Raw genomic sequence first — 22,684 nt, 5'->3', positions numbered from 1 at the left:
CGGTCGCGCCGAATATCCTTTCGATGGAGACCGATATGATGCCTGGCCGTTTTCCCCTGTCGCTGCTGCTGCTCGCGGCGAGCCCCGCGGCACTTATGCTGCCGGCATCCGCCGCGATGGCGGCCGATGCCGGTGCGGCGGTGCCGTCCGACGTCGTCGCCGAACATTATGCCGCGCAGCTCGAAGCCAATTATGTCTATCCCGATATCGGCAAGCGTTACGCCGCCGCCCTGCGCGCCGGGATTGCGGCGGGGCGCTATGCCCCCCTGGCCGGCGCAGCGCTCGCCGAGGCGCTGGGCGCGACGGTGCAGGGCGTGTCGCCCGACGGGCATCTGCGCGTGAAGCCGCCCGAGAGCGCGGATGCGGCGGCTGGAACGCCCGCCGCGCCGCGCCCGCAAAAGCCCGCGATCGAACAGCCCGGCTGGATCGCGCCGGGTATCGCCTTCATCCGCTTCAACGTCTTTCCGGACGACGCGGCGGTCACGCAGGCGGCGGCGCAGTTCATGGCCGATCACGCCGACGCCAAGGCGATCATCTTCGACATAAGGTCGCACAATGGCGGCGGGATCGAGCAGATGGACGTCATCTTTCCCTGGCTGTTCGCCAAGCCGACGCGGCTCGTCGCGATGGCGACGCGGGCATCGGTCGACGCCGAAGGCGGCTCGCCGATTGACGGCATCCCTTCGATGCGGCTGGTCGCAGGCGATCCGGCCATGGTGACGCGTGAACATTGGGCGACGCCGAACGGCGACCCGCGGCTGGCGCAGGCGAAAGTCTATGTGCTTACGTCCGGCGCGAGCGCGTCGGCGGCCGAACATTTCGCGCTGGCGATGAAGGCGAGCGGGCGCGGGGTGCTGATCGGCGCGCCGACCGGCGGCGCCAATCATTTCGGGCGCGGCGAGGAACTGGGCGGTGGTTTTACCGCCTTCATCCCGGTCGGGCGGACCTATGATCCGGCGACGGGGAAGGATTGGGAAGGCGCCGGGGTGCAGCCCGATATCGCGGTTCCGGCTGCGGCGGCGCTGGAGCGCGCGCTGACCGAATTGGGGATTGCGCCGGGCGAGGCGAAGCGCCTGTCCGACGCGCACATGCCGAGCTGGCCGATGGAGCGGCGCCGCCGTCCCGGTGCGTCAGGCGGCTGACGGCGCAGCGCGGGCGAGGGCGGGGAGCGCGTCGCCGTCGACGCGCATCACCGTCCATTCGTCCATCATCCGCGCGCCAAGGCTTTGGTAGAAGCCGATGGCGGGGGCGTTCCAGTCGAGCACCGACCATTCGAGCCGCGCGCAGTCGCGCTCCACGCAAAGCCGCGCCAGATGCGCGAGCAGCGCCTTGCCGAGTCCGGCGCCGCGCGCTTCGGGACGGACGAACAAATCTTCAAGATAGATGCCCGGCTTCCCCTCGAACGTCGAAAAATTGTGAAAGAAGAGCGCGAAGCCCTGTGGCACGCCATCGACTTCGCCGATCACCACTTCGGCATAGGGGCGTTCGCCGAACAGCTTGGTGCCGAGCGTGGCGTCATCGAAACGCACTTCGTGGGCAAGCTTTTCATAGTCGGCGAGCGCGCGAATGAGGCCCGCGATCAAAGGCAGGTCGGCGCGGGTGGCGGGGCGTATGGCAAGGGTCATGCCGGCGCTTTGTCGGGCGCCGATGCGGTTGTCAATTTTCGGGGGAGGTCGACATCGGGAAGCGACAGATAGCGGACTTACCTCGCTTATTTCCTATTATTCGCTGCGCGAGCCATAAACGATAATATCAGGCCCTTGATATCTCGACCTGTAGGCGAAATCGATGAGGTGCTTGTGGTCCCATTCGGGATTCTCGCAATACTCATCATAGCAAGCGGTAAAAAATTCAGAGATCATCTTCAAATCTTCGACGGACACAACGAGGGTTGCTTCTCTAAGTTCCGATACGCCAGTTTCTTCCACTGGATTGCTTGCGTTCACATCCGTCCCATAAACTTTCATTGCTCTCTGATCCTATGTGCGGAGGGCCTATCTCGATGTCATAAGCGTTATAGCCACACATGCGTTAACGCCCGCTTCCGACCCCAAAGTCGCCGTTCGCGGCCGATCTGGATCGAATGTCGGCTAACGACCGATTGCGGACATTGATCTTGCATGCGATGCTACCAGTCATGAGCTACTCGGCGACGATATTTTCGATAGCTGTTCTGTGGTCATCGATGGTTTCTGACGGACTGGAGCGTGCTGCGTTAACCAGCCCGCAAGCCGCCGCTGAGCAAATCACCCAATGTGGCACAGGCGCAGTCGATATCCGATATGACGATCTACTGCAGTCCTATGTTCTCTCCGTTCGTGATGCGACGGAAGCGCAGCTCCGTTGCATCGAAACCGCTGCCGGATATCACGATGTCGAGTTGCAGCCGGAGCTTCAGAAAGCTTTCGATGAGATAAGAGCGGCCAAATATTCAGCAGTTTATCAAGATCACGCCGTCGATTGGCTGTCCTCGCGGGACCTTCTTGATAAGGTGCCAAAGTTTCGAGCCGGCGTAACGGATGAAGTAGCATTCTCGAGAGAGATGGAGATGTTTTGTGGGCCCGCCGCAAAGGGCGCTCTGCAATCAGAATACGGCCCCCGCACTATCAGTCCCGAATGGCTTCGAAAGATTCCCCTGCCACCAAGAGCCGAAGACGACGAGGCAATATCGTGCCTGATGGCAACCGCCTCGGTTGCGGGTTTTGAGCTAGGTTTTATCGGGAACGAAGCGTTCGCTGAGTAGGTCCGCTCCCCACCCCATTCCGGTCTGTCGTCGATGGCGAAAAGGGAAAGGGCCACCTGTCCCTTCCCACCCCGAAATCGCCGCGCGGCTGTCGTGGCGGATTACGCCGCCTTGCCGTGCGTCACGTCCATGCTCACCGCGCTGCCGGCGTCGATCGCGGCCGCCTTGGCTTCGACCAGTTTGACGATGTGCGCGATCATGTCGGCGTCCTCGACATGGTGGTCGGTGACGCCCGAGAGATAGACCATATGCTTGCCGTTGCCGCCGCCGGTGATGCCGATGTCGGTTTCGCGCGCTTCGCCGGGGCCGTTGACGACGCAGCCCAATACCGAGAGCGACATCGGCGTCTTGATGTGCTGGAGCGCGTCTTCGAGCGCCTGCACCGTGCGGATGACGTCGAAGCCCTGACGCGCGCAACTGGGGCAGGAGACGACGCGGACGCCGCGCGTGCGCAGGCCCAGTGATTTCAGGATTTCATAGCCGACGCGCACTTCCTCTTCGGGTTCGGCCGACAGGCTGACGCGGATCGTGTCGCCGATCCCGGCCCAGAGAAGGTTGCCGATGCCGAGCGCCGATTTGACGGTGCCGCCGATCAGCCCGCCGGCTTCGGTGATGCCGAGGTGGAGCGGACAATCGACCGCTTCGGCGAGCTGCATATAGGAGGCGACGGCGAGGAAGACGTCGCTCGCCTTCACCGCGACCTTATATTCGTGGAAGTCGTGGTCCTGCAGCAGCTTGATATGGTCGAGCGCGCTTTCGACCAGCGCCTCGGGGCAGGGCTCGCCATATTTTTCGAGCAGATCCTTTTCGAGGCTGCCCGCATTGACGCCGATGCGGATCGCGCAGCCGTTCGCCTTGGCGGCGCGGACGACCTCGCCGACGCGCTCCGACGAGCCGATGTTGCCGGGATTGATGCGCAGGCAGGCGGCGCCGGCGTCGGCGGCTTCGAGCGCGCGCTTATAGTGGAAATGGATGTCGGCGATGATCGGAATGCGCGCGGCGCGGACGATCTTGCCGAGCGCCGCGGTGCTGTCGGTATCGGGGCAGGAGACGCGGATCAGGTCGGCGCCCGCATCCTCGCAGCGGCGGATCTGGTCGATGGTCGCGACGGGATCACTCGTCGGCGTGTTGGTCATCGTCTGCACGGTGATCGGCGCGCCGCCGCCGACGGGGACGTTGCCGACCATGATCTGACGGCAGTCGCGCCGCGCAATGTCGCGCCAGGGGCGCAGGCCGGGATTGTGATCGCTCATGAAACGGGTCCGGTGAGGAGAGGCTGGGATGCGCCTCCTTTAGCCGCGCGCGCGCGGCTTGGCAAAGCCTGTGGGCCGCGGTCGCGCTTGTGGCGGGAAAGACACAGTGTGGCGGCGAATGTAACATTTGTGCAGTTTTCAATTGTGCGCTGCCGCATGTTGCGCAATTTTCCGCGCGTTCCTGACCACGCGCCGGCCACAAGAGCATCGGGAGAGGATCGGGCGGGAACCGCAGGATGGACGGTTTCGGTTCAATATCGATGAGAGGGGGGCTCACCCAATGAAATTTCTTACCAAGGCGTGCTTCGGCATGCTGCTCGCGACATCGGCGATGGCGACGCCGGCCATGGCGCAGGACGCGACCGACGCGCCTAGCGGTCCGATCACCGTATCGGGCGGGGTCGACCTGGTGTCCGACTATCGTTTCCGCGGCATTTCGCTGTCGAACGAAAAGGTCGAGGTGCAGCCGACGATCACGTTGAGCCACGAGAGCGGGCTTTATGCCGGCGTCTGGGGATCGGGCCTGCCGAAGACCGACGAATTTGGCAAGGTCGAGGTCGATCTCTACGCTGGCTGGTCGGGCGAAGTCGCCCCCGGCACCTCGGTCGACATCGGCGCGACCTATTATTGGTATCCCGACGGCAAGGATGCCTTCGGCCCGGTCGACTATGTCGAGATCATCGGCAAGCTGTCGCACGACATCGGTCCCGTGTCGGCAACCGCGACCGTCGCCTATGCGCCGAGCCAGAAGTCGCTCGGCAGCGATGACAATATCTATCTGAACATGGGCCTGTCGTCGGGGATTCCGAATACGCCGGTGACGGTCGATGCGTCGCTCGGGTACACGAGCGGTTCGCTGAGCGCGGGAGCGCCCGGCGGCGATTATCTCGACTGGACGGTCGGCGCCACGCTGACCGCGGGCATCTTCAATCTGGGCGTCCACTATGTCGATACCGACATCAAGAAGACCGGGATCAAGGCAGTCGACACGCTGTATGACCCGACCGTCGTCTTCAAGGTCGGCGTCGCCTTCTGACAGCGCGGCCCGATCGGGCCGACGGTAAAGCACGGGCGCCGACCGCGGGTTGGCGCCCGTTTGCGTAATATTGTTTCCGTTGAAACCGGATATGCGCAACGACCTGTTGCATAAAAGTCGCAATCCGCGCCTTATCGTGCCGGATGCGGCTTTTTTGTTTGTGCGCCGCAGCAAATTGTCGGAGAGAGGCGCCATGCACGGCCGACCGGAGCAAAGACTTCGGCTGTCTTGCGGCAGGCAGGGACGATCCATTTTACCTTGTTAAGGGGATCAACCCATGAAGACTCTCTCCCGCGCGTGCCTGGGCCTTGCCCTTGCGGCTTCCGCGCTTCCCGCCACCGCTTTCGCCCAGGACGAAGCGCCCTCCGATCCGATCACCATTTCGGGCAGCGTGACGCTGGTATCCGACTATCGCTTCCGCGGCTTCACCCAGAGCAGCGAAGACCCGGCGATCCAGGGCGGCATCACCGTGACTCACGAAAGCGGCTTTTACGCCGGCACCTGGGCGTCGAGCGTCAGCTTCGCCGGTAACACCGAGGTCGACCTGTTCGCGGGTTACAGCAAGGATGTCGGCGGCGTGACGGTCGACGGCGGCCTGCTTTACTATCTCTATCCGCAGCATGGCGGGTCGGGCGCCGACTTTTTCGAACCCTATCTGAATCTGTCGACCGATGTCGGCCCGGTGAATGCGAAGGTCGGCGTCAACTATGCGTGGAAGCAGTCGGCGCTCGGCAATCTGCAGGACCCGAGCCGCGCGCCCGGTGCCAAATCGTCGGCCTTTTACCTGCACGGCGAACTCGCCGCCGAGATCCCGGGCACGCCCCTGGCGCTGAACGCGCATGCTGGCCATGCGTGGAGCGACGCCTTCCCCGGCGGTTTCGACGGCAAGGTGTTCGACTGGTCGGTCGGTGCGACGGCTTCGTACAAGATGCTGACCTTCGGCGTCAGCTATGTGAACACCGACGAGCCCAAGGCCGGCGGGTACAAGGAAGCGATCGGCGCCGACGGCGCGGTGGTCTTTTCGCTCGGCGCGTCTTTCTGACGCCGGGCAGGGGCGGCCTTCGGGGGGAGGCCGCCCCCTCCTTCTTCTTCTATTCGGAATGCCAGCGCAGATTGCCGCGCCCAAGGTCGGCGAGACTTTTCGCGCCCATCAGTTTTATGCCGCGCTCCATTTCGGCGCGGAGCAGCGCGACCGCGCGCGCCACCCCCGCTTCGCCCGCCGCGGCGAGTGCATAGAGATAGAGCCGGCCGCCCGAGCAGGCTTTCGCCCCGACCGACAGCGCCTTGAGCACATGCGTCCCGCGGGTGATGCCGCCGTCGCAGATGACCTCGACCCGGTCGCCGACCGCATCGACGATCGCCGCCAGCGCGTCGAAGGGCGCGATGCTGCCGTCGAGCTGGCGCCCGCCATGGTTCGACACCATGATCGCGGTCGCGCCGATGTCGGCGGCGCGCCGTGCATCCTCGACTGCGACGATGCCCTTCAGGCAGAAGGGACCGTCCCACGCCTTGCGGATCGCCTCGGCGCGTTTCCAGTCGAGGCTCTGGTCGAGCATGGTGGTGAAATATTCGGCGACCGATTTCGGCACGCTCGACCCTTCGGACACGTGGGTCGCAAGGTTGGGCAGGCTGAATTTTTCGCGCAAGACATAGTTGAGGCCCCAGCCGGGCTTGATCGCATAGCTCAGCATGTTCGACGCGGTGAAGCGCGGCGGCGAGGTAAAGCCCGAGCGCAGGCAGCGTTCGCGGTTGCCGCCGACGATCGTGTCGACGGTGAGCGCAACGGCGTCGAATTTTGCCGCGCGCGCGGCCTCGAGCATCGCATGGTTGAGCCCCTCATCCTTATGGACATAGAGCTGGAACAGTTTGGGGCCGTCGGTCAGCGCGCCCGCTTCGGCGAGGCCGATCGTCGCGAGGCTCGATATGCCGGCGACGGTCCCCGCATCGGCGGCAGCGCGCAGCACCGCCCGCTCGCCCTGCCAGTGGAACAGGCGCTGGAGCGCGGTGGGTGACAGGAAGAGCGGCATCGCGATCTCGCGGCCGAAGAGCGTCGTTTTCATGTCGATCGATTCGACGCCGGCCAGCACGCGCGGGATGAGGTCGCACCGGTCGAAGGCGGCGCGGTTGCGGCGACGCGTCACCTCGTCATCCGCGGCGCCGTCGATATAGTCGAACACCGGCCAGGGCAGCCGCCGCTTCGCCAGCGCGCGGAAGTCGTCGATATTGTGGCAGTCGGTCAGCTTCATGTCGTGGTCGCTCCAGTCAGGCGGGCGAGCGCCCAGCGCGGTTCGATCGCGCGCGCGGGGTCGGCGATGTGCGCCGCGATACGCGCGCCGATGGCCGGGGCGAGCGCGAAGGCACGCCCAGTCGCGCCGCCGGCGAGCCAGGCGCGTGCGTGGCCGGGCACGCGGTCGAGCAGCAATTCGCCGCTGATCGTGCGGCAGTCGTGCGCGGCGGCGCTCGCGACGACCGGAGCCTCGGCCAGATGCGGGACGCGGCCCGCGAGCCACTGGCGCACCGCGGCCAGCGCGGCATCGTCGACGCGGCGGTCGAAGCTGTCGGGATCGACCGTTGCATCGGGGGCGTTTTTCCACACGCGCACCCCGCGCCCCTCGATGTCGGGGAGCAGGGTGAAGCCGTAAGCGCGGTCGACTAGCGCGGGCATTGCGGGCGGGCGATACTGGACATCGCCCTGACCGGGGCCGACGTGAAAAAGCTGGTAGCGCACCGCCGACAGCCGTGCGGGCGTCAATATCTGTGGAAAAAGCTCGGTCAGCCACGCACCGGTCGCATAGACGATGCTGCGGGCGGTGCCGCCGTCGGGCAGGATATAGAGGTCGCGCTTCTTGTCGAACAGCGGCGCGGGCATGACGACGTCTTCGACATCGACCTGCGCGTCGAGGATGGTTTCGAGAATGGCGCGGCGGCCGGCGAGAAGCGCGGCCTTATCGGCGACGAGAGCCGCTTCCTCGTCGCGCCAGCCGATCGCGCCGAAGCGGCTGCGCAGCTTGTGCCCGGTCGTGCGGTCGGGGCCCGGCGGCTCGTCGGCGCCGTCGGTCGGCAGCAGTGTGGTGACCGCGGCGCACGGCGTCACGATCGGCAGGCTGGCGCTGTCGGACAGGCGCTGCCACAGCGGCAGGCTGTCGTGCGCGAGATCGGCGTAGAGCGCGTCGCCCGCCTGCGCGGGATCGCACAGCATGGTCGGGAGGTTCGAAGCGGCGCGGCCGTTCCCGGCGCCATAGGCATCGAACAGCCGGACATCGAGGCCCTGACGGACGAGATGCCACGCGGTCCATGCCCCGACCGCGCCGGCGCCGACAATCGCGACATCGACATGCTTGTCCGGCGATTTGACACCCTTGCGCCGTTTCGATGCGCGCGGCTGCGGCGGATCCTTGCGCTTCGGTTCTTTCGCCGCCGCGCCGAGCGCCAGCGCGGCGGGCGCCGCGGCGAGCGCGCCGAGCAGACGCCGTCGGTCCATCAGCCGCCCTTCTTGTAATAGCGGTAACCGCCGATCCAGGTTTCGAGCGGCACCATCTTGCGGATGTCCTCGGGGCTGGCGAGCAGCAGGTCGGTGTCGACGATCAGGAAGTCGGCGCGCATGCCCGGCATCAGCGTGCCGAGCCGGTCCTCGGCGAAGGCGGCATAGGCGGCGCTGCGCGTGAAGCCGTCGAGCGCGGTCTCGCGCGAAACCGCCTCTTCGGGATGCCAGCCACCGAACGGCTGACCCTGCGCGTCGGTGCGCGAGATGGCGGCGGCGATGCCGGGGAAGGGGTTGGCGCTTTCGACCGGCACGTCCGACCCGAAGGCGAGGCGGACGCCGGCATTTTCCATGCTGCGCCACGCATAGGCGCCCTTCAGCCGTTCAGGCCCGAGGCGGGCTTCGGCCATCAGCCGGTCCGACGGCTGGTGGATCGGCTGCATCGACGCGATGACGCCGAGCTTGGCGAAACGCGGGATGTCGGCGAGATCGACGATCTGCGCATGTTCGATCCGCCAGCGCCGTTCGCCGGGCAGATCGGCAGTGAGATCGGTGATTGCGTCGAGCGCCTCGGCATTGGCGGCATCGCCGATGGCGTGGATCGCGACCTGAAACTTGTCCATCGAGGCGCGGACCATCTTGTTGCGCAATTGCGCCGGGGTCAGCAGCGGCAGGCCCTTCTGGCCCGGCGCGTCGGAATAGGGCGCCTTGAGCCACGCGCCGCGCGACCCGAGCGCGCCGTCGAGATAGAGCTTCACCCCCACCATGCGCAGCTTGTCGTCATAGAGCCACGGGGTCGGCCCCGGGCCCGCGATCAGCGCCATATTGTCGATGTCGCCGCCGTAGCTGAGAATCCGGATCGCAAGCTGGTGCTTGTCGCCCGCGCGGCGATAGGCCTGCCATTCCTGGATCGTCGTGCCCATGTCGGCGATCGCGGTGATCCCCTGGGCGAGCAACTGCTGCTGCGCGGCGAGGAAGGCGCGATCGAGGTCGCGCGCGAGCGGCTTGGGCTTGGCGCTGTCGATCAGCGCGACCGCGGCATCGACGAAGACGCCGGCGGGCTTGCCGTCCACCATCTCGATCCGGCCGCCCTCGGGCGCCTTGGTCGCGGCGGTGATCTTTGCTGCCGTCATCGCAGCGCTGTTGGCCCATCCGGCATGGCCGTCGACGCGTTCGAGCCAGACCGGCCGGTCGGGGACAACCGCGTCGAGATCGGCCGCGGTCGGGAAGCCGCCCAATCCCCATTTTTCCTGATTCCACCCGCGTCCGATAATCCACGGCAGCTCGGGGTTTTCGTCGGCATATTTCTTGATCGCCGCCTGTGCCTCGGCCAGCGAGCGCGTGTCCGAGAGGTCGAGCAGCATGAGCGACAGGCCCAGGCCCATCAGATGGCCGTGTGCGTCGATCATGCCCGGGATCAGCGTCCGGCCCTTGCCGTCTTCCTTGAAATCGGGGCGTTCGGGGCGCTTGTCCTTGCGGTCGAGGAGCTGCTTCACCTTGCCGTCGGTGCCGATCACCATGCCGGTGAAGCGCACGACCTTGCCGTCCTTGTCGAGCGTGATGCCGTTGACATTGTCGACGAGCGTATCGGCCTGCGCGGGTGCAGCGAGCAGTAGGGCGATGACGGTTAGGGCTAGGCGCTTCATTTCGGCAACCTCGTCACGAGCGAACTGGTGTCGAGGCGGCCGCCGCCTGCGCCCTGTACCTCGGCATAAAATTGATCGACCAGCGCCGCGACGGGAAGCGTCGCGCCGTTGACGCGGGCTTCGTCGAGCGCGAGGCCCAGATCCTTGCGCATCCAGTCGACCGCAAAGCCGAAATCATATTCGTCCTTCGCCATCGTGCCCCAGCGGTTGAGCATCTGCCAACTTGCCGCGGCACCGCCCGACACTGCCTCGAACACCTTGTCGGTGTCGAGGTCCGATGCCTGGGCGAAGCGCAGCGCTTCGGAGAGACCCTGGAGAACGCCGGCGATCGCGATCTGGTTGACCATCTTGGTCGTCTGGCCCGCGCCCGGCCCGCCGATATGGACGATGCGCGCGGCATAGGCGCGCATCAGGGGCTCGGCGGCGGCGAAGGCGGCGTCACTGGCGCCGCACATGATCGACAGCGCCCCATTCTGCGCGCCCGCCTGACCGCCCGAGACCGGCGCATCGACGCACAGCAGGCCGCGCGCATCGGCCTCTTCGGCCAGGCGCCGGGCGATTCGGGCGGAGACGGTCGTGTGATCGACGAAGACCGCGCCGGACTTCATCGCGCCGAAGGCCCCGTCGTCGCCGAGCGTCACCGCCGCGAGATCGTCGTCGTTGCCGACGCAGGCGAACACCGCATCGGCGCCCGCGGCGGCGGCGGCGGGGCTGTCCGCTGCCTGGCCGCCATAATCCGCCGCCCAGGCGTCGGCCTTGGCGCGGGTGCGGTTATAGACGGTGACGGCATGACCGGCCTTGACGAGATGGCCGGCCATCGGGCCGCCCATGATGCCGGTGCCGATGAAGGCGATGCGCAATTTTTCTTCGCTCATGCCGCGGTCCATAACCATGGTTTGCGCGCGGCGCCAGATAGGGTAGGGGGCTTGCCGCTATGACCGATCAATCCATCCTGACCGCCGCCGCCGATTTTCCGGCGATAAACCTGGACGATGTGCGCGCGGCTGCGGGACGAATTGAGGGCGCGGTTGTCCGCACCCCGACGCTGAAGTCGCAGACGCTGTCCGAACTGGTCGGCGCCGAGGTGTGGCTGAAGTTCGAAAATCTGCAGTTCACCGCGGCATATAAGGAACGCGGCGCGCTCAACGCCCTGCTGCTGCTCAGCGACGAAGCGAAGGCGCGCGGCGTGATCGCGGCGTCGGCGGGCAATCATGCGCAGGGCCTTGCCTATCATGGCAAGCGGCTCGGCGTGCCCGTGACCATCGTCATGCCGAGCACGACGCCGCAGGTGAAAGTGTCGCAGACCGCGAGCCACGGCGCGCAGATCGTGTTGTTCGGCGAAAAATTCGACGATGCCTACGCCCATGCACGCGAGCTGGAGGCGGAACGCGGGCTGACCTTCGTCCATCCGTTCGACCATCCGCACGTCGCCGCGGGGCAGGGGACGGTCGCGCTCGAAATGCTCGAGGATGTGCCCGAACTCGATACGCTGATCGTGCCGATCGGCGGCGGCGGTCTGCTCGCCGGCATGGGCACCGCGGCGCGCGGGATCAAGAATGACATGCGCCTCGTCGGCGTGCAGGCCGAACTTTACCCGTCGATGTATGCCGAGCTGAACGGCGTCGACATGGCGTGCGAGGGCGATACGCTGGCCGAGGGCATCGCGGTCAAGGAACCGGGAAGCTATACGCGCAAGCTGGTCGCCGAACTCAACGACGATATCGTGCTCGTCGCCGAACGCCATCTGGAACGCGCGGTCAGCCTGCTGCTCCAGATCGAGAAGACGGTGGTCGAGGGTGCGGGCGCGGCAGGCCTCGCAGCGATGCTCGCGCATCCGGAAGAATTCGCCGGGCGCAAGGTCGGCCTGGTGCTGACCGGCGGCAATATCGACACGCGCCTGCTCGCGAACGTGCTGCTGCGCGACCTTGCGCGATCGGGCCGCATCGCGCGGCTGCGCATCCGGTTGCAGGACCGCCCCGGCGCACTGTTCAAGGTGATGGAGGTGTTCAACGAAAAGCAGGTGAACATCATCGAAATCTATCACCAGCGCATCTTCACGACGCTGCCCGCCAAGGGGTTGATCACCGACATCGAATGCGAGGCGCGCGACAAGGAGCATCTCGACAGCCTCGTCTCGGCGCTGCGCGATGCGGGCTATATGGTCACGACGGTGGAACTGGCCTGATTTTTCCCCTCTCGCAAGCGGGAGGGACGGCGAGGCTTGGCAGCTTGCTGCCTAGCCGCAGCGGGGTGGGCCAGCCACGCCGCGTTCTTGCCCACCCCGTTGCGACTAGCGAACAAGTTCGCAAGTCTCACTGCCCCTCCCGCTTGCGGGAGGGGATTGCTATGGTGCCGCGATGAAAGACTTCACGCTCTCCCTCACCGCTACGCCCGACGCCATCGACGAGCTCGGCCATGTCAACAATGCGGTCTGGGTCCAGTGGATCCAGCAGGTCGCGACGGGACATTGGGACGCCGCGGCGCCGCAGAGCCACAAGGACGCCTATATCTGGGTCGTGGTGCGGCACGAGATCGACTATCTGCGCGCGCTCGGCCCCGGTGAGACGGTGACGGCGCGCACCTGGGTCGCCGACAAGCCGCAGGGCGCGAAGTTCGACCGTTTCATGGAATTCACCGGCGCGGACGGCACGGTGCATGTGCGCGCGCGCACCGTGTGGGCCTTGCTCGACAAGGCAAGCGGCCGTCCGCTGCGCGTCACCGACGCGATCGTCGCCCCCTTTCGGGCCGACCGCTGAGCGGTCCGGCCGTGCCGGGCGGTCAGTAGGCGAGCGCGCAGCCGTCGGCGCGCATCTCGCTCGCCGCGGCATAGACGCGCGTGTCGCCGTCCATGCGATGTTCGACGCACTGGTAGCGGCCGAAGCCGCCATCGGGATCGCCGATCGTCCAGCCGAGCGCCGCAAGCTGGGCCCGCGTCGCGGCGGGGACGCCGCTTTCGAGCCGCAGAAGTCCCTTGGGGCCGAGCCCCGGCGCATCCTCACCCATCGATTGCGACGATCCTTCATGGTGCCAGCGCGGCGAATCGCCGGCGGCCTGGATTTCGAGGCCGTAATCGATGCGGTTGACCATGATCTGCGTCTGCCCCTGCGGCTGCATGTCGCCGCCCATCACCCCGAAGCTCATCCACGGCGTGTCGCCATGCGCGGCGAAACCGGGGATGATCGTCTGGAACGGGCGCTTGCCGGGGGCGTAGATATTCGGGTGGCCATCCTGCAGGCTGAACAATTGCCCGCGATCCTGGAACATGAAACCGAGGCCGTCGGCGACGAGACCCGATCCCATGCCGCGGAAGTTCGACTGGATCATCGACACCATCATACCGTCCTTGTCGGCGACGCTGAAATAGGTGGTATCGCCGTGGCTCGGCGCCTGCCCCGGATGGACCGGGGTCAGGATGCGGTCGGGGCGGATCAGCCGGGCGCGCTCGGCGGCATAATCCTTCGAGATCAGCCATTCGACCGGCACGTTCGAAAAATGCGGATCGGCATAATAGCGCGCGCGATCCTCATAGGCGAGGCGCTTTGCCTCGGCCTGGAGGTGGATCGACAGCGCCGACTGGAACCCCGCGCCCTTCAGGTCGAAATTTTCGAGGATGTTGAGCATCTGCAGCGTCGCGATGCCCTGCGTGTTGGCGCCGAGCGCATAGACGTCGGTGCCACGGTAGGATGTGCGGTGCGGCTCGATCCATTCGGAGCGATGCGCGGCCAGATCCTCGCGGCGCAGCCAGCCCCCGATGCGCCGGAAATAGGCGTCGATCGTCCGCGCAATTTCGCCATCGTAAAAGACGTCGCGGCCGCCCTCGGCGATCAGGCGGAAGGTGCGCGCAAGGTCCGGGTTGCGGAAGACCTGTCCCGTCTGCGGCCCCTTGCCGTCGGCCATGCCATAGGTGCGCAGCGCATTGTCGACCTCTTCGATCCCGCGCCCCGGCTGGCGAAAACCGGCGAGGCTGCGGCGGATATAATAAGCGATCATGTCGGGGACGGGTGCGCCCGCCTCGGCATGGGCGATGACCGGTTCGAAAAGCTCCTTCCACGGCAGCTTGCTGTAGCGCTGGTGCATCGTCCACCAGGCGTCGACCGTTCCCGGCACCGACACCGCAATTGCGCCATAGGCCGGGATCGCGCCGCCCGTCGCGCGCGACCGCACGGTGGCGAGGTCGAGCGCGCGGGGGCTTTTTCCCGACCCCGCCAGCCCGACGACCTTTTTTGCCTTCGGATCCCAGATCATCGCATAGGCGTCGCCGCCGATGCCGTTGGCGGTCGGTTCGAGCAAGCCGAGGCAGGCGTTGGTCGCGATCGCGGCGTCGACCGCCGACCCGCCGCGCTTCAGCATGTCGATCCCCGCCTGCGTCGCGAGCGGATGCGCGGTGCCGACCGCGCCGCTGAGGCCGTAAGCGGCGGTACGCGAGGCAAAGCTCGCACCAACCGGCCGGTCGCCGGCATGCACGTCGGGTCGCAGGAAGCGTTCGCTGTCCTTGTCCCACGCGGGCGGCAGCGCCGGATCGCCTTTGGGCGCCGGCTTCGCGGACTGGGCAAGCCCGGCGGTCGGCAACAGGGCGACGGCGGGGGCGGCAGCGAGAAGCGTGCGACGGCGCATGGCGATGTCCTTTGAAATTTTCTGTCGCCCCTTTGTTGCGCCATGCGGCAGGCTTGGCAAGGGGCGTGGAGGCTCCCTACCCGAGTTCGGTAAGGTCGAGCGCCGCGAGCAACTGCGCGCGGGCGCGGCGGACATCGGCAGTGAGCGCGGGCGAAGCGAGGTCGCCGGGCGCGATCGCTTCGGGCCAGTGGGCCGCGACGACGGCGGCGATCCGGTCGAGCGTGGCTTCGTCGGCCATGAACCGCGGATCGACGGTCGCCGGATCGGCAACGACGCGCAGGCGCAGACAGGCGGGGCCGCCGCCATTGGCCATCGACTGGCGCACATCGACCGGAAACAGCCGCCGGATCGGACCGTTGCCCGCGACATGCGCCTCGAGCCAGGTCCACACGCTCGGCGTTTCGCGCGCTTCGGTGGGGAGGATCAGCCCCATGCCGCCGTCGTCCGGCAGGCTGACGAGCTGCGCGTTGAACAGATAGGATTTGATCGCATCGGGCAGGCTGACTGCGCTCGCCGGGACTTCGACGATCTCGACCTCGGGAAAGGCCGCGCGGATCTGCGCATGCGCCGCCGTGCGGTCCTCGAAAGCGGTTTCGTGGGTGAACAGCACGCGCTCGTTGGCGACCGCAACGACGTCGTTGTGAAAGGCGCCGCCCTGGATCGCGGTGTCCGATTGCCGGATGAACAGCGTCCGTTCGGGATCGAGCCGGTGGTGGCGCGCGATCGCTTTCGAGGCGTCGAGATGCTGGCGCGCCGGGAAGCGCCCGCCGCCGATGCCATAGACGAAAATCTCCACCCCCGGCTGGCCATGGCCGGCGCACAGCCGCATGTGATTGGCGGCGCCCTCGTCGCCGAACGGCGCGGGGACCGGGCCGTGCACCACAAAGGCGGGATGCGCGAAGGCGAGCCGGAGCTGGGCGAGCGTGCCCTGCCATTCATGGCTGCGGTGCGGCATGGTGACGAGGTTGGCGACGGTGAGATGGCATTTGCCGTCGCCGCTGTCGGGCGCGGGCGAGACGGTGGCGGCATTGGCGGCCCACATCGACGAAGCCGACCATGCCTGCGCGCGCAGATGCGCCTCGGCGCTGTCGAGATCGGTCGCGAGCGCCGCGAGCCACGCCGCATCGGGACGGTCGAGCGGCGCGAAAAAGCCCTGCGGCAGCCCGAGCGCGAGGTTGTGGCGCATCTTGTCGATGCCCTGCAGCGCCGCGGCGCGCGGTTGCGACACGTCGCCGGCATTGCTGGCGGAAGCCATGTTGCCGCGGCTGAGGCCAGCATAATTATGCGTCGGGCCGATGATGCCGTCGAAGTTGATTTCGGTGATCATGGCTCAGCGCCCGATCCAACTGATGGTATCGCCGGTGCCGATCTGCAGCAGCCGCGCCGTCTCGGCATCGATGCTGCCGCCCGCGCCGACCTTGCCGAAGCAGCAGCGGAAATCGGCAAGGCGGCCGGTCGCGATCAGCGCGTCCGCGCCATCGTCCAGTCCATCGGCGACCCGCGTCACCTCGACATGCTGCGCGTCGCGAATGCTCGATACCTGATCGGTACGCGCCGTCATCGTCGGGCCGCCGTCGAAAATGTCGATGTAATTTTCAAAAGCGAAGCCCTCATTCTCCAGCATCCGCATCGCGGCGCGGCCGGTGGGGTGGGGCACGCCGATCACGCTGCGCGCGGTTTCGGGCAGCATTGCGATATAGACCGGATGCTTGGGCATCAGGTCGGCGATGAACTGGTTGCCGTGGACGGCATTGAACTGGTCGGCTTCCTGAAAGCTCATGCCGAAGAATTTGCCGGCGACGCCGTCCCAGAAGGGCGATCCGCCCGCTTCGTCGATCACCCCGCGCAGCTCGGCGAGGATGCGGTCGCCGAAGCGCGCGCGGTGCCGCGCGATGAACAGATAGCGCGAGCGTGCGAGCAACAGTCCGAGCCCGCCGGCGCGCGCCGCGGGATGGAGGAACAGGCCGCCGACCTCGCTCGACCCGTTGAGATCGTTGCTGAGCATGAGCACCTGCGCGTGGAAGGTCCGCCCCAATTGCTCGCTGTGCTTGCTGTCGGTGCCTATGCGATAGCTGTAGAAGGGCCAGCGCTGGCCGACCTGGCCGAAAATCTGGCAGGTGCCGCGCACCTCGCCCGTCTCGGTGTCCTCGAGCATCATCAGATAAAGCTCGTCGGAGGGATATTCGCGGTCGCTGGCGAAGCTGGCCTCGGCGCGATCGAGCTTGGCGCGCAGCGCCTTGCGGTCGGGCGGCAGATTGGTGAAGCCGCCCCCCGTCAGTTTCGCCATTTCGTAGATGCTTTGTAGGTCGCTCGGTTTCGCCGAGCGGATCACATAGCTCACACAGTCCCCCGTTCCGCTATTTTCATTAGGGTCAGTGCCGACAGCTGCGCGCGTTCGGCGAGGCTGTCGACGATCAGAAATTCGTCCGACGAATGGATGGCGCCGCCGCGCGGGCCCATCGTGTCGACGACGGGAATGCCGCAGGCGGCGATATTGTTGCCGTCGCACACGCCGCCGGTCGCGTTCCAGCCGATCGACAGGCCCAGCGCAGCGCCGCAGTCGCGGACCAGCTCGAAGAGGCGCGTTGCCGCGGCATCGAGCGGCTTGGGCGGACGGTTGAAGCCGCCGTAGAGGTGGCAATGGACGTCGTGGTCGCGCTGGATCGCGGCGATGGCGTCGCGCAGCGCGGCTTCGGCGGCGGCCATCGCGTCGGGGGTCATCGGCCGCATGTTGACGCGCAGGATCGCCTGATCAGGGACGACATTATTGGGGCCGCCCCCGTCGATCTTCGCCGGATTGACCTTGAGGTCGGGAGATTTCAGCGCATTGAGGCGGAGCGCGAGGTCGGCGGCGGCGACGAGCGCGTTGCGGCCGTCCTCCGGGTTGCGTCCGGCGTGCGCCGAGCGGCCGTGGATCAGCACCGAGAAATTGCCACTGCCCGGCCGCGCGCCGGCGAGCGTGCCGTCGGGCAGCGCGGGTTCGTAGGTGAGCGCCGCGGTCTTGCCGCGCGCCAGTTCGGCGATCAGCGCGGCGGAGGCGTGGCTGCCCGTTTCCTCGTCGCTGTTGATCATCACGTCATAGCCGACACGCTCGGCCAGCGGCGACGCCTCGAGCGCCGACAGCGCGGCAAGGATGACGGCGATGCCACCCTTCATGTCGGCAGTGCCGGGGCCGTTGAGCACGCCCGGCTCCAGCCATTTGAGCGACTGGAAAGGATGATCGGCGGCAAATACCGTGTCCATATGGCCGGTCAGCAGCAGTTGGACCGACGCCTCGGGGCGTACGCGGAGGTGGAGATGTGCGCCGCGCTCGATCGTCTGGACGCGGCCCGCGGCATCGACGCTTTCGACGGGGTCGGGCGCGACGAGGCGCACGGTGCCGGGGAGCGCCGAAAAGGCGTCGGCGAGCAGGCTGGCGACGGTCTTGAGCCCGGCAAGATTGCCGGTGCCGCTATTGACCGCGGCCCAGCGTTCGACCTGCGCCAGCATCGGCGCATCGGCCGCACGCTCCAGCGTGGCGGTTTCGCTTGGCTTCAGGATGGTCATGCGCAGCCTATAGCCGCCCGCGCCCGGCTTTGGCACCCCCGGCGCGAAACAATCTTTCACGCGATACGGTAAATCACTGACATCGCTGGACGAGGCAGGCGATGTCGCGCGCGAAAGCGTCCGAATCGCAACGCGTTAACCGAAACTTCGTCTGCCTGGGCATAGGGCCTTGGCATCGCGCCAACGAGTGGGTCCATGACAGCCGCCTTCGTCCTCGTCATCAACATGTGCATCGCCGGGATTTTCGCGGTGGCATTCGGCGTGATCGCGGCGACGAACCGGATGGCCCGCGGCGCCGCCTTCATGGCGGCGGGCTATGCGCTGGGCATCGTCGATGTCGCGCTGGAATTCCTGCTGCCCTTCCAGACCGATCCGACGCCGGTGGCGGTCAGCATCTTTGTCGTATTCCTGCTCGCGCTCAGCTTCTGCCTCATCGGCATCTCGCGCCACTATCGCGTGCCGACGCCGCGCGGCGCGATGATCGCGATCTGGGCGAGTGCGCTGCTGTTGGCGCCCCTTGCCTTTTCGCTGCCTTACGGGTCGCCCGCGCGCGGCATGATCTATCAATTTTCCTATTGCCTGATGCAGGGGCTGGCCGGGGTCGTCATCTTGCGGTCGGGGCGGCGCCAAGCGCTCGACCTGCTGCTGATGGGGATGCAGTTCGTCGCGGCGCTGCTGTATCTGGTGAAACCCGTGATCGGTATGCTGGTTGGAACCGCCGCGGCGCCGCAGGCCTATATGGCGACAACCTATGCCGCGATTTCGCAGACGATGGGCGCGGTGACGCTGGTCGCGGTGGCAATGGTGCTGCTGCTCGTGATGATCCGCGATGCGACCGCCGAGATGACCGCGCGGTCCGAAACCGACCCGCTGTCGAGCGCGCTCAACCGGCGCGGCTTCGAACTACATGGGGAATCGGCGCTGGCGGGCGGTACACGCGGCGTTCTGGTCGCCGCCGACCTCGATCATTTCAAGCAGATCAACGACAATTACGGCCATGCGGCGGGCGACGGCGTGATCGCGCATTTTGCCGCGCTGTTGCAGGACGCGGCGCCCGAGGGGGCGATCGTCGGACGCGTCGGCGGCGAAGAATTTGCGGTGCTGCTGCCCGATGCGCTGCTGTCGGACGGTCGGCTCTATGCCGAAACGGTGCGCGGCCGCTTTGCGGCGCAGCGGCTTCCGGTGCTCGGCGTCGATCGCTGTTTCACCGCGTCGTTCGGCGTCGCGCAGGCGGGGCGCGGCGACACGCTGCATGACCTGCTCCACCGCGCCGACGCCGCGCTTTACAGCGCCAAGGCCGGGGGACGGAACCTTGTGCGTGTGGCGCTCGGCGAATTGCCGCCGCTGCCCGCGATGGGCGCTGCCTGACGCGGCCCTATGGCGCGATTGGGGCGCGAAGGGCGGTTGCCATCGCGCCCCAATCGCGCCATAGGGCGGCGGCCCTTTCCTCCCCGGGTCCATCCGCGCAATCGCGCTGACCAAAGGGTGCTTGAATGACTGATTTCCTCGACCGCAGCGGCTTGTCCGTCGATTCGCGTCTCGTCTCCTTCCTCGAGGAAAAGGCGATTCCGGGAACCGGCGTCGATACCGCCAAATTCTGGTCGGATTTCGCGGCGTTGCTCGGCACCTTCGCGCCCGAAAATGCCGCGCTGCTCGCGAAGCGCGAGGATTTACAGGCACAGATCGACGCCTGGCATCGGGCCCGCGAAGGGCAGGCGCACGACGCCGCGGCCTATCAGGCCTTTCTGCGCGAGATCGGCTATCTCGTCCCCGAACCCGCGCCGTTCGCGGTCGGCACCATCAATGTCGATCCCGAAATCGCGACGATGGCGGGGCCGCAGCTCGTCGTGCCGGCGCTCAATGCGCGCTTCGCATTGAACGCCGCCAATGCGCGCTGGGGCAGTCTTTACGATGCGCTGTACGGCACCGATGCGCTCGATGCGCCGCCGGCCAAGCCCGGCGGCTACGACCCCGAACGCGGCGCGGCGGTGATCGCGCGGGCGAAGGCGTTTCTCGACGAAGCCGTGCCGCTGGCGTCGGGAAGCTGGGCCGACTGGCAGGGCGGCGATCCGGTGCTGGCCGATCCGTCGCAGCTGGTGGGGCGCAAGCCGGGCGGGCTGCTGCTCCGCCACAACGGATTGCACATCGAACTCGTGCTCGATCCGAAGAGCCCGATCGGCAGCGGCGACCCCGCCGGCATTGCCGACGTGGTGCTGGAAGCCGCGCTCACGACGATCATCGACCTTGAGGACAGCGTCGCGGCGGTCGATGGCGAGGACAAGACGCTGGGCTATACCAACTGGCTCGGCCTGATGCGCGGCGACCTCACCGAAAGCTTCGACAAGGGCGGCAAGACGATGACGCGCCGCATGGCGGACGACCGCGAATGGAGCGCGCCCGATGGCACGCCCTTCACGCTGCACGGGCGCAGTGTGATGTTCGTGCGCAATGTCGGCCATCTGATGACGACGCCGATGATCCGTCTCCCCGATGGATCGGAAGCGCCCGAGGGGCTGTGCGATGCGGTCATCACCAGCCTGTGCGCGCTGCACGATCTGAAAGGTCTGGGCAGCCGGACCAACAGCCGCGCGGGCAGCATCTATATCGTCAAGCCCAAGCAGCATGGGCCCGAGGAGTGCGGCTTCACCGACCGGCTGTTCGACGCGGTCGAGGATATGCTCGGCCTCGCGCGTCACACGATCAAGGTCGGCGTGATGGACGAGGAGCGCCGCACGAGCGCGAACCTTGCCGCCTGTATCGCGGCGGTGAAGGACCGTATCGTCTTCATCAACACCGGCTTCCTCGACCGCACCGGCGACGAGATCCATACCAGCATGCGCGCGGGGCCGATGATCCCGAAGGGCGAAATGAAGGCGTCGGACTGGATCGCCGCTTATGAGGACCGCAACGTCCGCATCGGGCTCGCCTGCGGGCTTTCGGGCAAGGCGCAGATCGGCAAGGGCATGTGGGCGATGCCCGATCTAATGCGCGGCATGCTCGACGCGAAGATCGGCCATCCGAAATCGGGCGCGAACACCGCTTGGGTGCCGTCGCCGACCGCCGCGACGCTGCATGCGCTGCATTATCATATGGTCGACGTGTTCGCGCGGCAGAAGGACATTGCGGGCGAGGCCGTGCCGTCGCTCGACCGGCTGCTGGCGATTCCGGTCGCGACCGGACGCAACTGGAGCGAGGCCGAGGTCGCGCGCGAACTCGACAATAATTGCCAGGGCATATTGGGCTATGTCGTGCGCTGGATCGACCAGGGCGTCGGCTGTTCGAAGGTGCCTGACATCGACGACGTCGGCCTGATGGAAGACCGCGCGACCTTGCGCATTTCGAGCCAGGCGCTCGCCAACTGGCTGCTCCACGGCGTCTGCACCGCCGAACAGGTCGACGCAGCGCTCGCGCGGATGGCGGTGAAGGTCGATGCCCAGAATGCGGGCGATCCGCTGTATGAGAAGCTGACGCCCGAGGGCATTGCCTATCAGGCGGCGCGGGCGCTGATCTTCGAAGGCGTGACGCAGCCGTCGGGCTATACCGAGCCGCTGCTGCACAAATACCGGCTGGCGAAAAAAGCCGCCGCCTGAGATTGGCAACCCCCGATCCGCGGGTTAAGTAGCCCGCGGGTCGCGATTTTTTCGGGGGAAAATTGCCATGCGTCATTCTGTTGTTTCTGCTTTGCTGGCGTCCGCTGCACTGGCACTAGCAGGGCCGGCTGCCGCCGCGCCCGACAGCACGCCGTCGAGCGGCGTGTTCAAGACCGGGCAGGAGGTCCACGATCTGTGCGTGTCGAAGGATGACGCCGATGTGTCCGCGTGCGACTATTTCATCATGGCGGTTCACGACGCGATCAAATTGTACGGCGACACGAAGATGGCCGACAGCAATCTGTGCCCGCCTGAAGGCGTGACCGCGCTCGAACTGCGCAACACTGTTCTCGCGTACTGGAACGGCCGGACGACCAGCCTCAAATATTCGGCGGTCAGTTCGATCCGCAACGCGCTGTTCCAGAAATATGGCTGCAGCGAATAGCCGCGCGCGCTTCGGCTTGCGCTAATCCTGCTTATACCATAGGGGGGTATCCTATGGGACATGTGGCGGAAAACAGAAGCGACCTTTTGGCGCGCGTGCGGCGGCTGGCGGGGCAGGTCGGGGCAATCGAAAAGGCGCTGGTTTCGGACGAGCCCTGCGCCACGGTATTGCACCGCGTTGCGGCCGTGCGGGGGGCGGTCAATGGCTTGCTCGATGCGGTGATCGAAGATCATTTGACGGGCCATGTCGCGGCGCCGGGCCTGAGCGATGCGGAGCGCCGCGCCGGAGCAGAGGAATTGATCGCGGTGATCCGGCGCTATGCGAAATAGG

The 22,684-nt window shown here is 66.6% G+C and carries 21 protein-coding genes; 10 read left to right on the top strand and 11 right to left on the bottom strand.

What is annotated here, in order from left to right; all coding sequences use genetic code 11:
- Positions 1 to 35: 35 nt before the first annotated feature.
- Positions 36 to 1,142, top strand: a complete 1,107-nt coding sequence (locus EBMC1_RS00185) for a S41 family peptidase (protein WP_003038705.1) — start codon at positions 36 to 38, stop codon at positions 1,140 to 1,142.
- On the opposite strand, the gene EBMC1_RS00180 is transcribed toward EBMC1_RS00185, so the two are convergent.
- On the bottom strand, positions 1,131 to 1,625 hold the full coding sequence (locus tag EBMC1_RS00180) for a GNAT family N-acetyltransferase (protein WP_003038703.1): 495 nt from the start codon (positions 1,623 to 1,625) through the stop codon (positions 1,131 to 1,133). The two genes, EBMC1_RS00185 and EBMC1_RS00180, sit on opposite strands and share 12 nt — an antisense overlap.
- A gap of 96 nt (positions 1,626 to 1,721) precedes the next feature.
- Positions 1,722 to 1,967, bottom strand: coding sequence for a hypothetical protein (locus EBMC1_RS18235; protein ID WP_156000812.1), 246 nt, complete (start codon positions 1,965 to 1,967; stop codon positions 1,722 to 1,724).
- A gap of 170 nt (positions 1,968 to 2,137) precedes the next feature.
- On the opposite strand from EBMC1_RS18235, the gene EBMC1_RS00175 reads away from it, so the two are divergent.
- Positions 2,138 to 2,743 (top strand): hypothetical protein, encoded by a 606-nt coding sequence (locus EBMC1_RS00175; protein WP_156000809.1) that lies wholly within the window; start codon positions 2,138 to 2,140, stop codon positions 2,741 to 2,743.
- A 101-nt stretch (positions 2,744 to 2,844) separates the two neighbouring features.
- Here EBMC1_RS00175 and ispG read toward each other — a convergent pair whose 3' ends face one another.
- Positions 2,845 to 3,996, bottom strand: a complete 1,152-nt coding sequence (ispG, locus tag EBMC1_RS00170; protein WP_003038699.1) for a flavodoxin-dependent (E)-4-hydroxy-3-methylbut-2-enyl-diphosphate synthase — start codon at positions 3,994 to 3,996, stop codon at positions 2,845 to 2,847.
- A 280-nt stretch (positions 3,997 to 4,276) separates the two neighbouring features.
- Between ispG and EBMC1_RS00165 the strand changes: the two genes are divergently transcribed.
- Together EBMC1_RS00165 and EBMC1_RS00160 are read left to right on the top strand one after the other, a co-directional pair.
- Positions 4,277 to 5,032 carry a TorF family putative porin gene (locus tag EBMC1_RS00165; protein WP_003038697.1) on the top strand — a complete coding sequence of 252 codons (756 nt, stop codon included), beginning with the start codon at positions 4,277 to 4,279 and terminating at the stop codon, positions 5,030 to 5,032.
- Positions 5,033 to 5,309: 277 nt separating this feature from the next.
- Entirely contained in the window at positions 5,310 to 6,074 is a 765-nt protein-coding gene (locus tag EBMC1_RS00160; RefSeq protein ID WP_003038694.1) for a TorF family putative porin, read from the top strand.
- Between the two features lie 49 nt (positions 6,075 to 6,123).
- Here the strand turns inward: EBMC1_RS00160 and EBMC1_RS00155 are convergent, their stop codons facing one another.
- The 4 genes from EBMC1_RS00155 to EBMC1_RS00140 are packed head-to-tail and all read right to left on the bottom strand — an operon-like array spanning position 6,124 to position 11,034.
- Entirely contained in the window at positions 6,124 to 7,278 is a 1,155-nt protein-coding gene (locus tag EBMC1_RS00155) for an alpha-hydroxy acid oxidase (RefSeq protein WP_003038693.1), read from the bottom strand.
- Positions 7,275 to 8,513: an NAD(P)/FAD-dependent oxidoreductase gene (locus tag EBMC1_RS00150; RefSeq protein ID WP_003038691.1), complete on the bottom strand. Its 1,239-nt coding sequence runs from the start codon at positions 8,511 to 8,513 to the stop codon at positions 7,275 to 7,277. Before EBMC1_RS00150 ends, EBMC1_RS00155 begins: the two co-directional genes overlap by 4 nt.
- Complete coding sequence (locus EBMC1_RS00145) at positions 8,513 to 10,159, bottom strand: amidohydrolase (RefSeq protein ID WP_003038690.1); 1,647 nt, start codon at positions 10,157 to 10,159, stop codon at positions 8,513 to 8,515. The genes EBMC1_RS00150 and EBMC1_RS00145 overlap by 1 nt, the downstream gene beginning before the upstream one ends.
- Complete coding sequence (locus tag EBMC1_RS00140; RefSeq protein ID WP_040589033.1) at positions 10,156 to 11,034, bottom strand: NAD(P)-dependent oxidoreductase; 879 nt, start codon at positions 11,032 to 11,034, stop codon at positions 10,156 to 10,158. The genes EBMC1_RS00145 and EBMC1_RS00140 overlap by 4 nt, the downstream gene beginning before the upstream one ends.
- Before the next feature lie 59 nt (positions 11,035 to 11,093).
- Between EBMC1_RS00140 and EBMC1_RS00135 the strand changes: the two genes are divergently transcribed.
- Complete coding sequence (locus tag EBMC1_RS00135) at positions 11,094 to 12,344, top strand: threonine ammonia-lyase (RefSeq protein WP_003038686.1); 1,251 nt, start codon at positions 11,094 to 11,096, stop codon at positions 12,342 to 12,344.
- A 172-nt stretch (positions 12,345 to 12,516) separates the two neighbouring features.
- Positions 12,517 to 12,915, top strand: coding sequence for an acyl-CoA thioesterase (locus tag EBMC1_RS00130; RefSeq protein ID WP_003038684.1), 399 nt, complete (start codon positions 12,517 to 12,519; stop codon positions 12,913 to 12,915).
- 22 nt (positions 12,916 to 12,937) lie between these two features.
- Here EBMC1_RS00130 and EBMC1_RS00125 read toward each other — a convergent pair whose 3' ends face one another.
- The 4 genes from EBMC1_RS00125 to EBMC1_RS00110 form a co-directional block, all read right to left on the bottom strand.
- On the bottom strand, positions 12,938 to 14,773 hold the full coding sequence (locus tag EBMC1_RS00125) for a gamma-glutamyltransferase family protein (protein WP_003038682.1): 1,836 nt from the start codon (positions 14,771 to 14,773) through the stop codon (positions 12,938 to 12,940).
- Between the two features lie 76 nt (positions 14,774 to 14,849).
- A complete protein-coding gene (locus EBMC1_RS00120; protein ID WP_003038680.1) occupies positions 14,850 to 16,100 on the bottom strand; it encodes an N-succinylarginine dihydrolase in 1,251 nt (416 codons plus the stop codon).
- A gap of 3 nt (positions 16,101 to 16,103) precedes the next feature.
- A complete protein-coding gene (locus tag EBMC1_RS00115; RefSeq protein ID WP_003038678.1) occupies positions 16,104 to 17,114 on the bottom strand; it encodes an arginine N-succinyltransferase in 1,011 nt (336 codons plus the stop codon).
- A complete protein-coding gene (locus tag EBMC1_RS00110; RefSeq protein WP_040589012.1) occupies positions 17,111 to 18,319 on the bottom strand; it encodes a hydrolase in 1,209 nt (402 codons plus the stop codon). The genes EBMC1_RS00115 and EBMC1_RS00110 overlap by 4 nt, the downstream gene beginning before the upstream one ends.
- Before the next feature lie 195 nt (positions 18,320 to 18,514).
- Between EBMC1_RS00110 and EBMC1_RS00105 the strand changes: the two genes are divergently transcribed.
- The 4 genes from EBMC1_RS00105 to EBMC1_RS00090 all read left to right on the top strand — a co-directional run bounded on the left by EBMC1_RS00105 (position 18,515) and on the right by EBMC1_RS00090 (position 22,683).
- Entirely contained in the window at positions 18,515 to 19,687 is a 1,173-nt protein-coding gene (locus EBMC1_RS00105; protein WP_003038672.1) for a GGDEF domain-containing protein, read from the top strand.
- 125 nt (positions 19,688 to 19,812) lie between these two features.
- Entirely contained in the window at positions 19,813 to 21,909 is a 2,097-nt protein-coding gene (locus tag EBMC1_RS00100; protein ID WP_003038669.1) for a malate synthase G, read from the top strand.
- Positions 21,910 to 22,000: 91 nt separating this feature from the next.
- Positions 22,001 to 22,354: a Rap1a/Tai family immunity protein gene (locus tag EBMC1_RS00095; protein ID WP_040589008.1), complete on the top strand. Its 354-nt coding sequence runs from the start codon at positions 22,001 to 22,003 to the stop codon at positions 22,352 to 22,354.
- A 53-nt stretch (positions 22,355 to 22,407) separates the two neighbouring features.
- Positions 22,408 to 22,683, top strand: a complete 276-nt coding sequence (locus EBMC1_RS00090) for a metal/formaldehyde-sensitive transcriptional repressor (RefSeq protein ID WP_003038665.1) — start codon at positions 22,408 to 22,410, stop codon at positions 22,681 to 22,683.
- The last annotated feature ends 1 nt before the right edge of the window (position 22,684 follow it).

The sequence above is a fragment of the Sphingopyxis sp. MC1 genome (assembly GCF_000371385.1).
GTDB lineage: Bacteria > Pseudomonadota > Alphaproteobacteria > Sphingomonadales > Sphingomonadaceae > Sphingopyxis > Sphingopyxis terrae.
The sequence above is the reverse complement of the archived record's forward strand: the minus strand, read 5'-3'. Positions and strand labels throughout refer to the sequence as shown.

What these genes read in the sequence shown, in the direction of transcription:
- EBMC1_RS00105 (WP_003038672.1), top strand. Translation starts at nt 18,515, where the DNA reads ATGACAGCCGCCTTCGTCCTCGTCATCAACATGTGCATCGCCGGGATT.
- EBMC1_RS00175 (WP_156000809.1), top strand. Translation starts at nt 2,138, where the DNA reads ATGAGCTACTCGGCGACGATATTTTCGATAGCTGTTCTGTGGTCATCG.
- EBMC1_RS00140 (WP_040589033.1), bottom strand. Translation starts at nt 11,034, where the DNA reads ATGAGCGAAGAAAAATTGCGCATCGCCTTCATCGGCACCGGCATCATG.
- ispG (WP_003038699.1), bottom strand. Translation starts at nt 3,996, where the DNA reads ATGAGCGATCACAATCCCGGCCTGCGCCCCTGGCGCGACATTGCGCGG.
- EBMC1_RS18235 (WP_156000812.1), bottom strand. Translation starts at nt 1,967, where the DNA reads ATGAAAGTTTATGGGACGGATGTGAACGCAAGCAATCCAGTGGAAGAA.
- EBMC1_RS00090 (WP_003038665.1), top strand. Translation starts at nt 22,408, where the DNA reads ATGGGACATGTGGCGGAAAACAGAAGCGACCTTTTGGCGCGCGTGCGG.
- EBMC1_RS00125 (WP_003038682.1), bottom strand. Translation starts at nt 14,773, where the DNA reads ATGCGCCGTCGCACGCTTCTCGCTGCCGCCCCCGCCGTCGCCCTGTTG.
- EBMC1_RS00100 (WP_003038669.1), top strand. Translation starts at nt 19,813, where the DNA reads ATGACTGATTTCCTCGACCGCAGCGGCTTGTCCGTCGATTCGCGTCTC.
- EBMC1_RS00155 (WP_003038693.1), bottom strand. Translation starts at nt 7,278, where the DNA reads ATGAAGCTGACCGACTGCCACAATATCGACGACTTCCGCGCGCTGGCG.
- EBMC1_RS00165 (WP_003038697.1), top strand. Translation starts at nt 4,277, where the DNA reads ATGAAATTTCTTACCAAGGCGTGCTTCGGCATGCTGCTCGCGACATCG.
- EBMC1_RS00135 (WP_003038686.1), top strand. Translation starts at nt 11,094, where the DNA reads ATGACCGATCAATCCATCCTGACCGCCGCCGCCGATTTTCCGGCGATA.
- EBMC1_RS00150 (WP_003038691.1), bottom strand. Translation starts at nt 8,513, where the DNA reads ATGGACCGACGGCGTCTGCTCGGCGCGCTCGCCGCGGCGCCCGCCGCG.
- EBMC1_RS00185 (WP_003038705.1), top strand. Translation starts at nt 36, where the DNA reads ATGATGCCTGGCCGTTTTCCCCTGTCGCTGCTGCTGCTCGCGGCGAGC.
- EBMC1_RS00110 (WP_040589012.1), bottom strand. Translation starts at nt 18,319, where the DNA reads ATGACCATCCTGAAGCCAAGCGAAACCGCCACGCTGGAGCGTGCGGCC.
- EBMC1_RS00120 (WP_003038680.1), bottom strand. Translation starts at nt 16,100, where the DNA reads ATGATCACCGAAATCAACTTCGACGGCATCATCGGCCCGACGCATAAT.
- EBMC1_RS00145 (WP_003038690.1), bottom strand. Translation starts at nt 10,159, where the DNA reads ATGAAGCGCCTAGCCCTAACCGTCATCGCCCTACTGCTCGCTGCACCC.
- EBMC1_RS00160 (WP_003038694.1), top strand. Translation starts at nt 5,310, where the DNA reads ATGAAGACTCTCTCCCGCGCGTGCCTGGGCCTTGCCCTTGCGGCTTCC.
- EBMC1_RS00130 (WP_003038684.1), top strand. Translation starts at nt 12,517, where the DNA reads ATGAAAGACTTCACGCTCTCCCTCACCGCTACGCCCGACGCCATCGAC.
- EBMC1_RS00180 (WP_003038703.1), bottom strand. Translation starts at nt 1,625, where the DNA reads ATGACCCTTGCCATACGCCCCGCCACCCGCGCCGACCTGCCTTTGATC.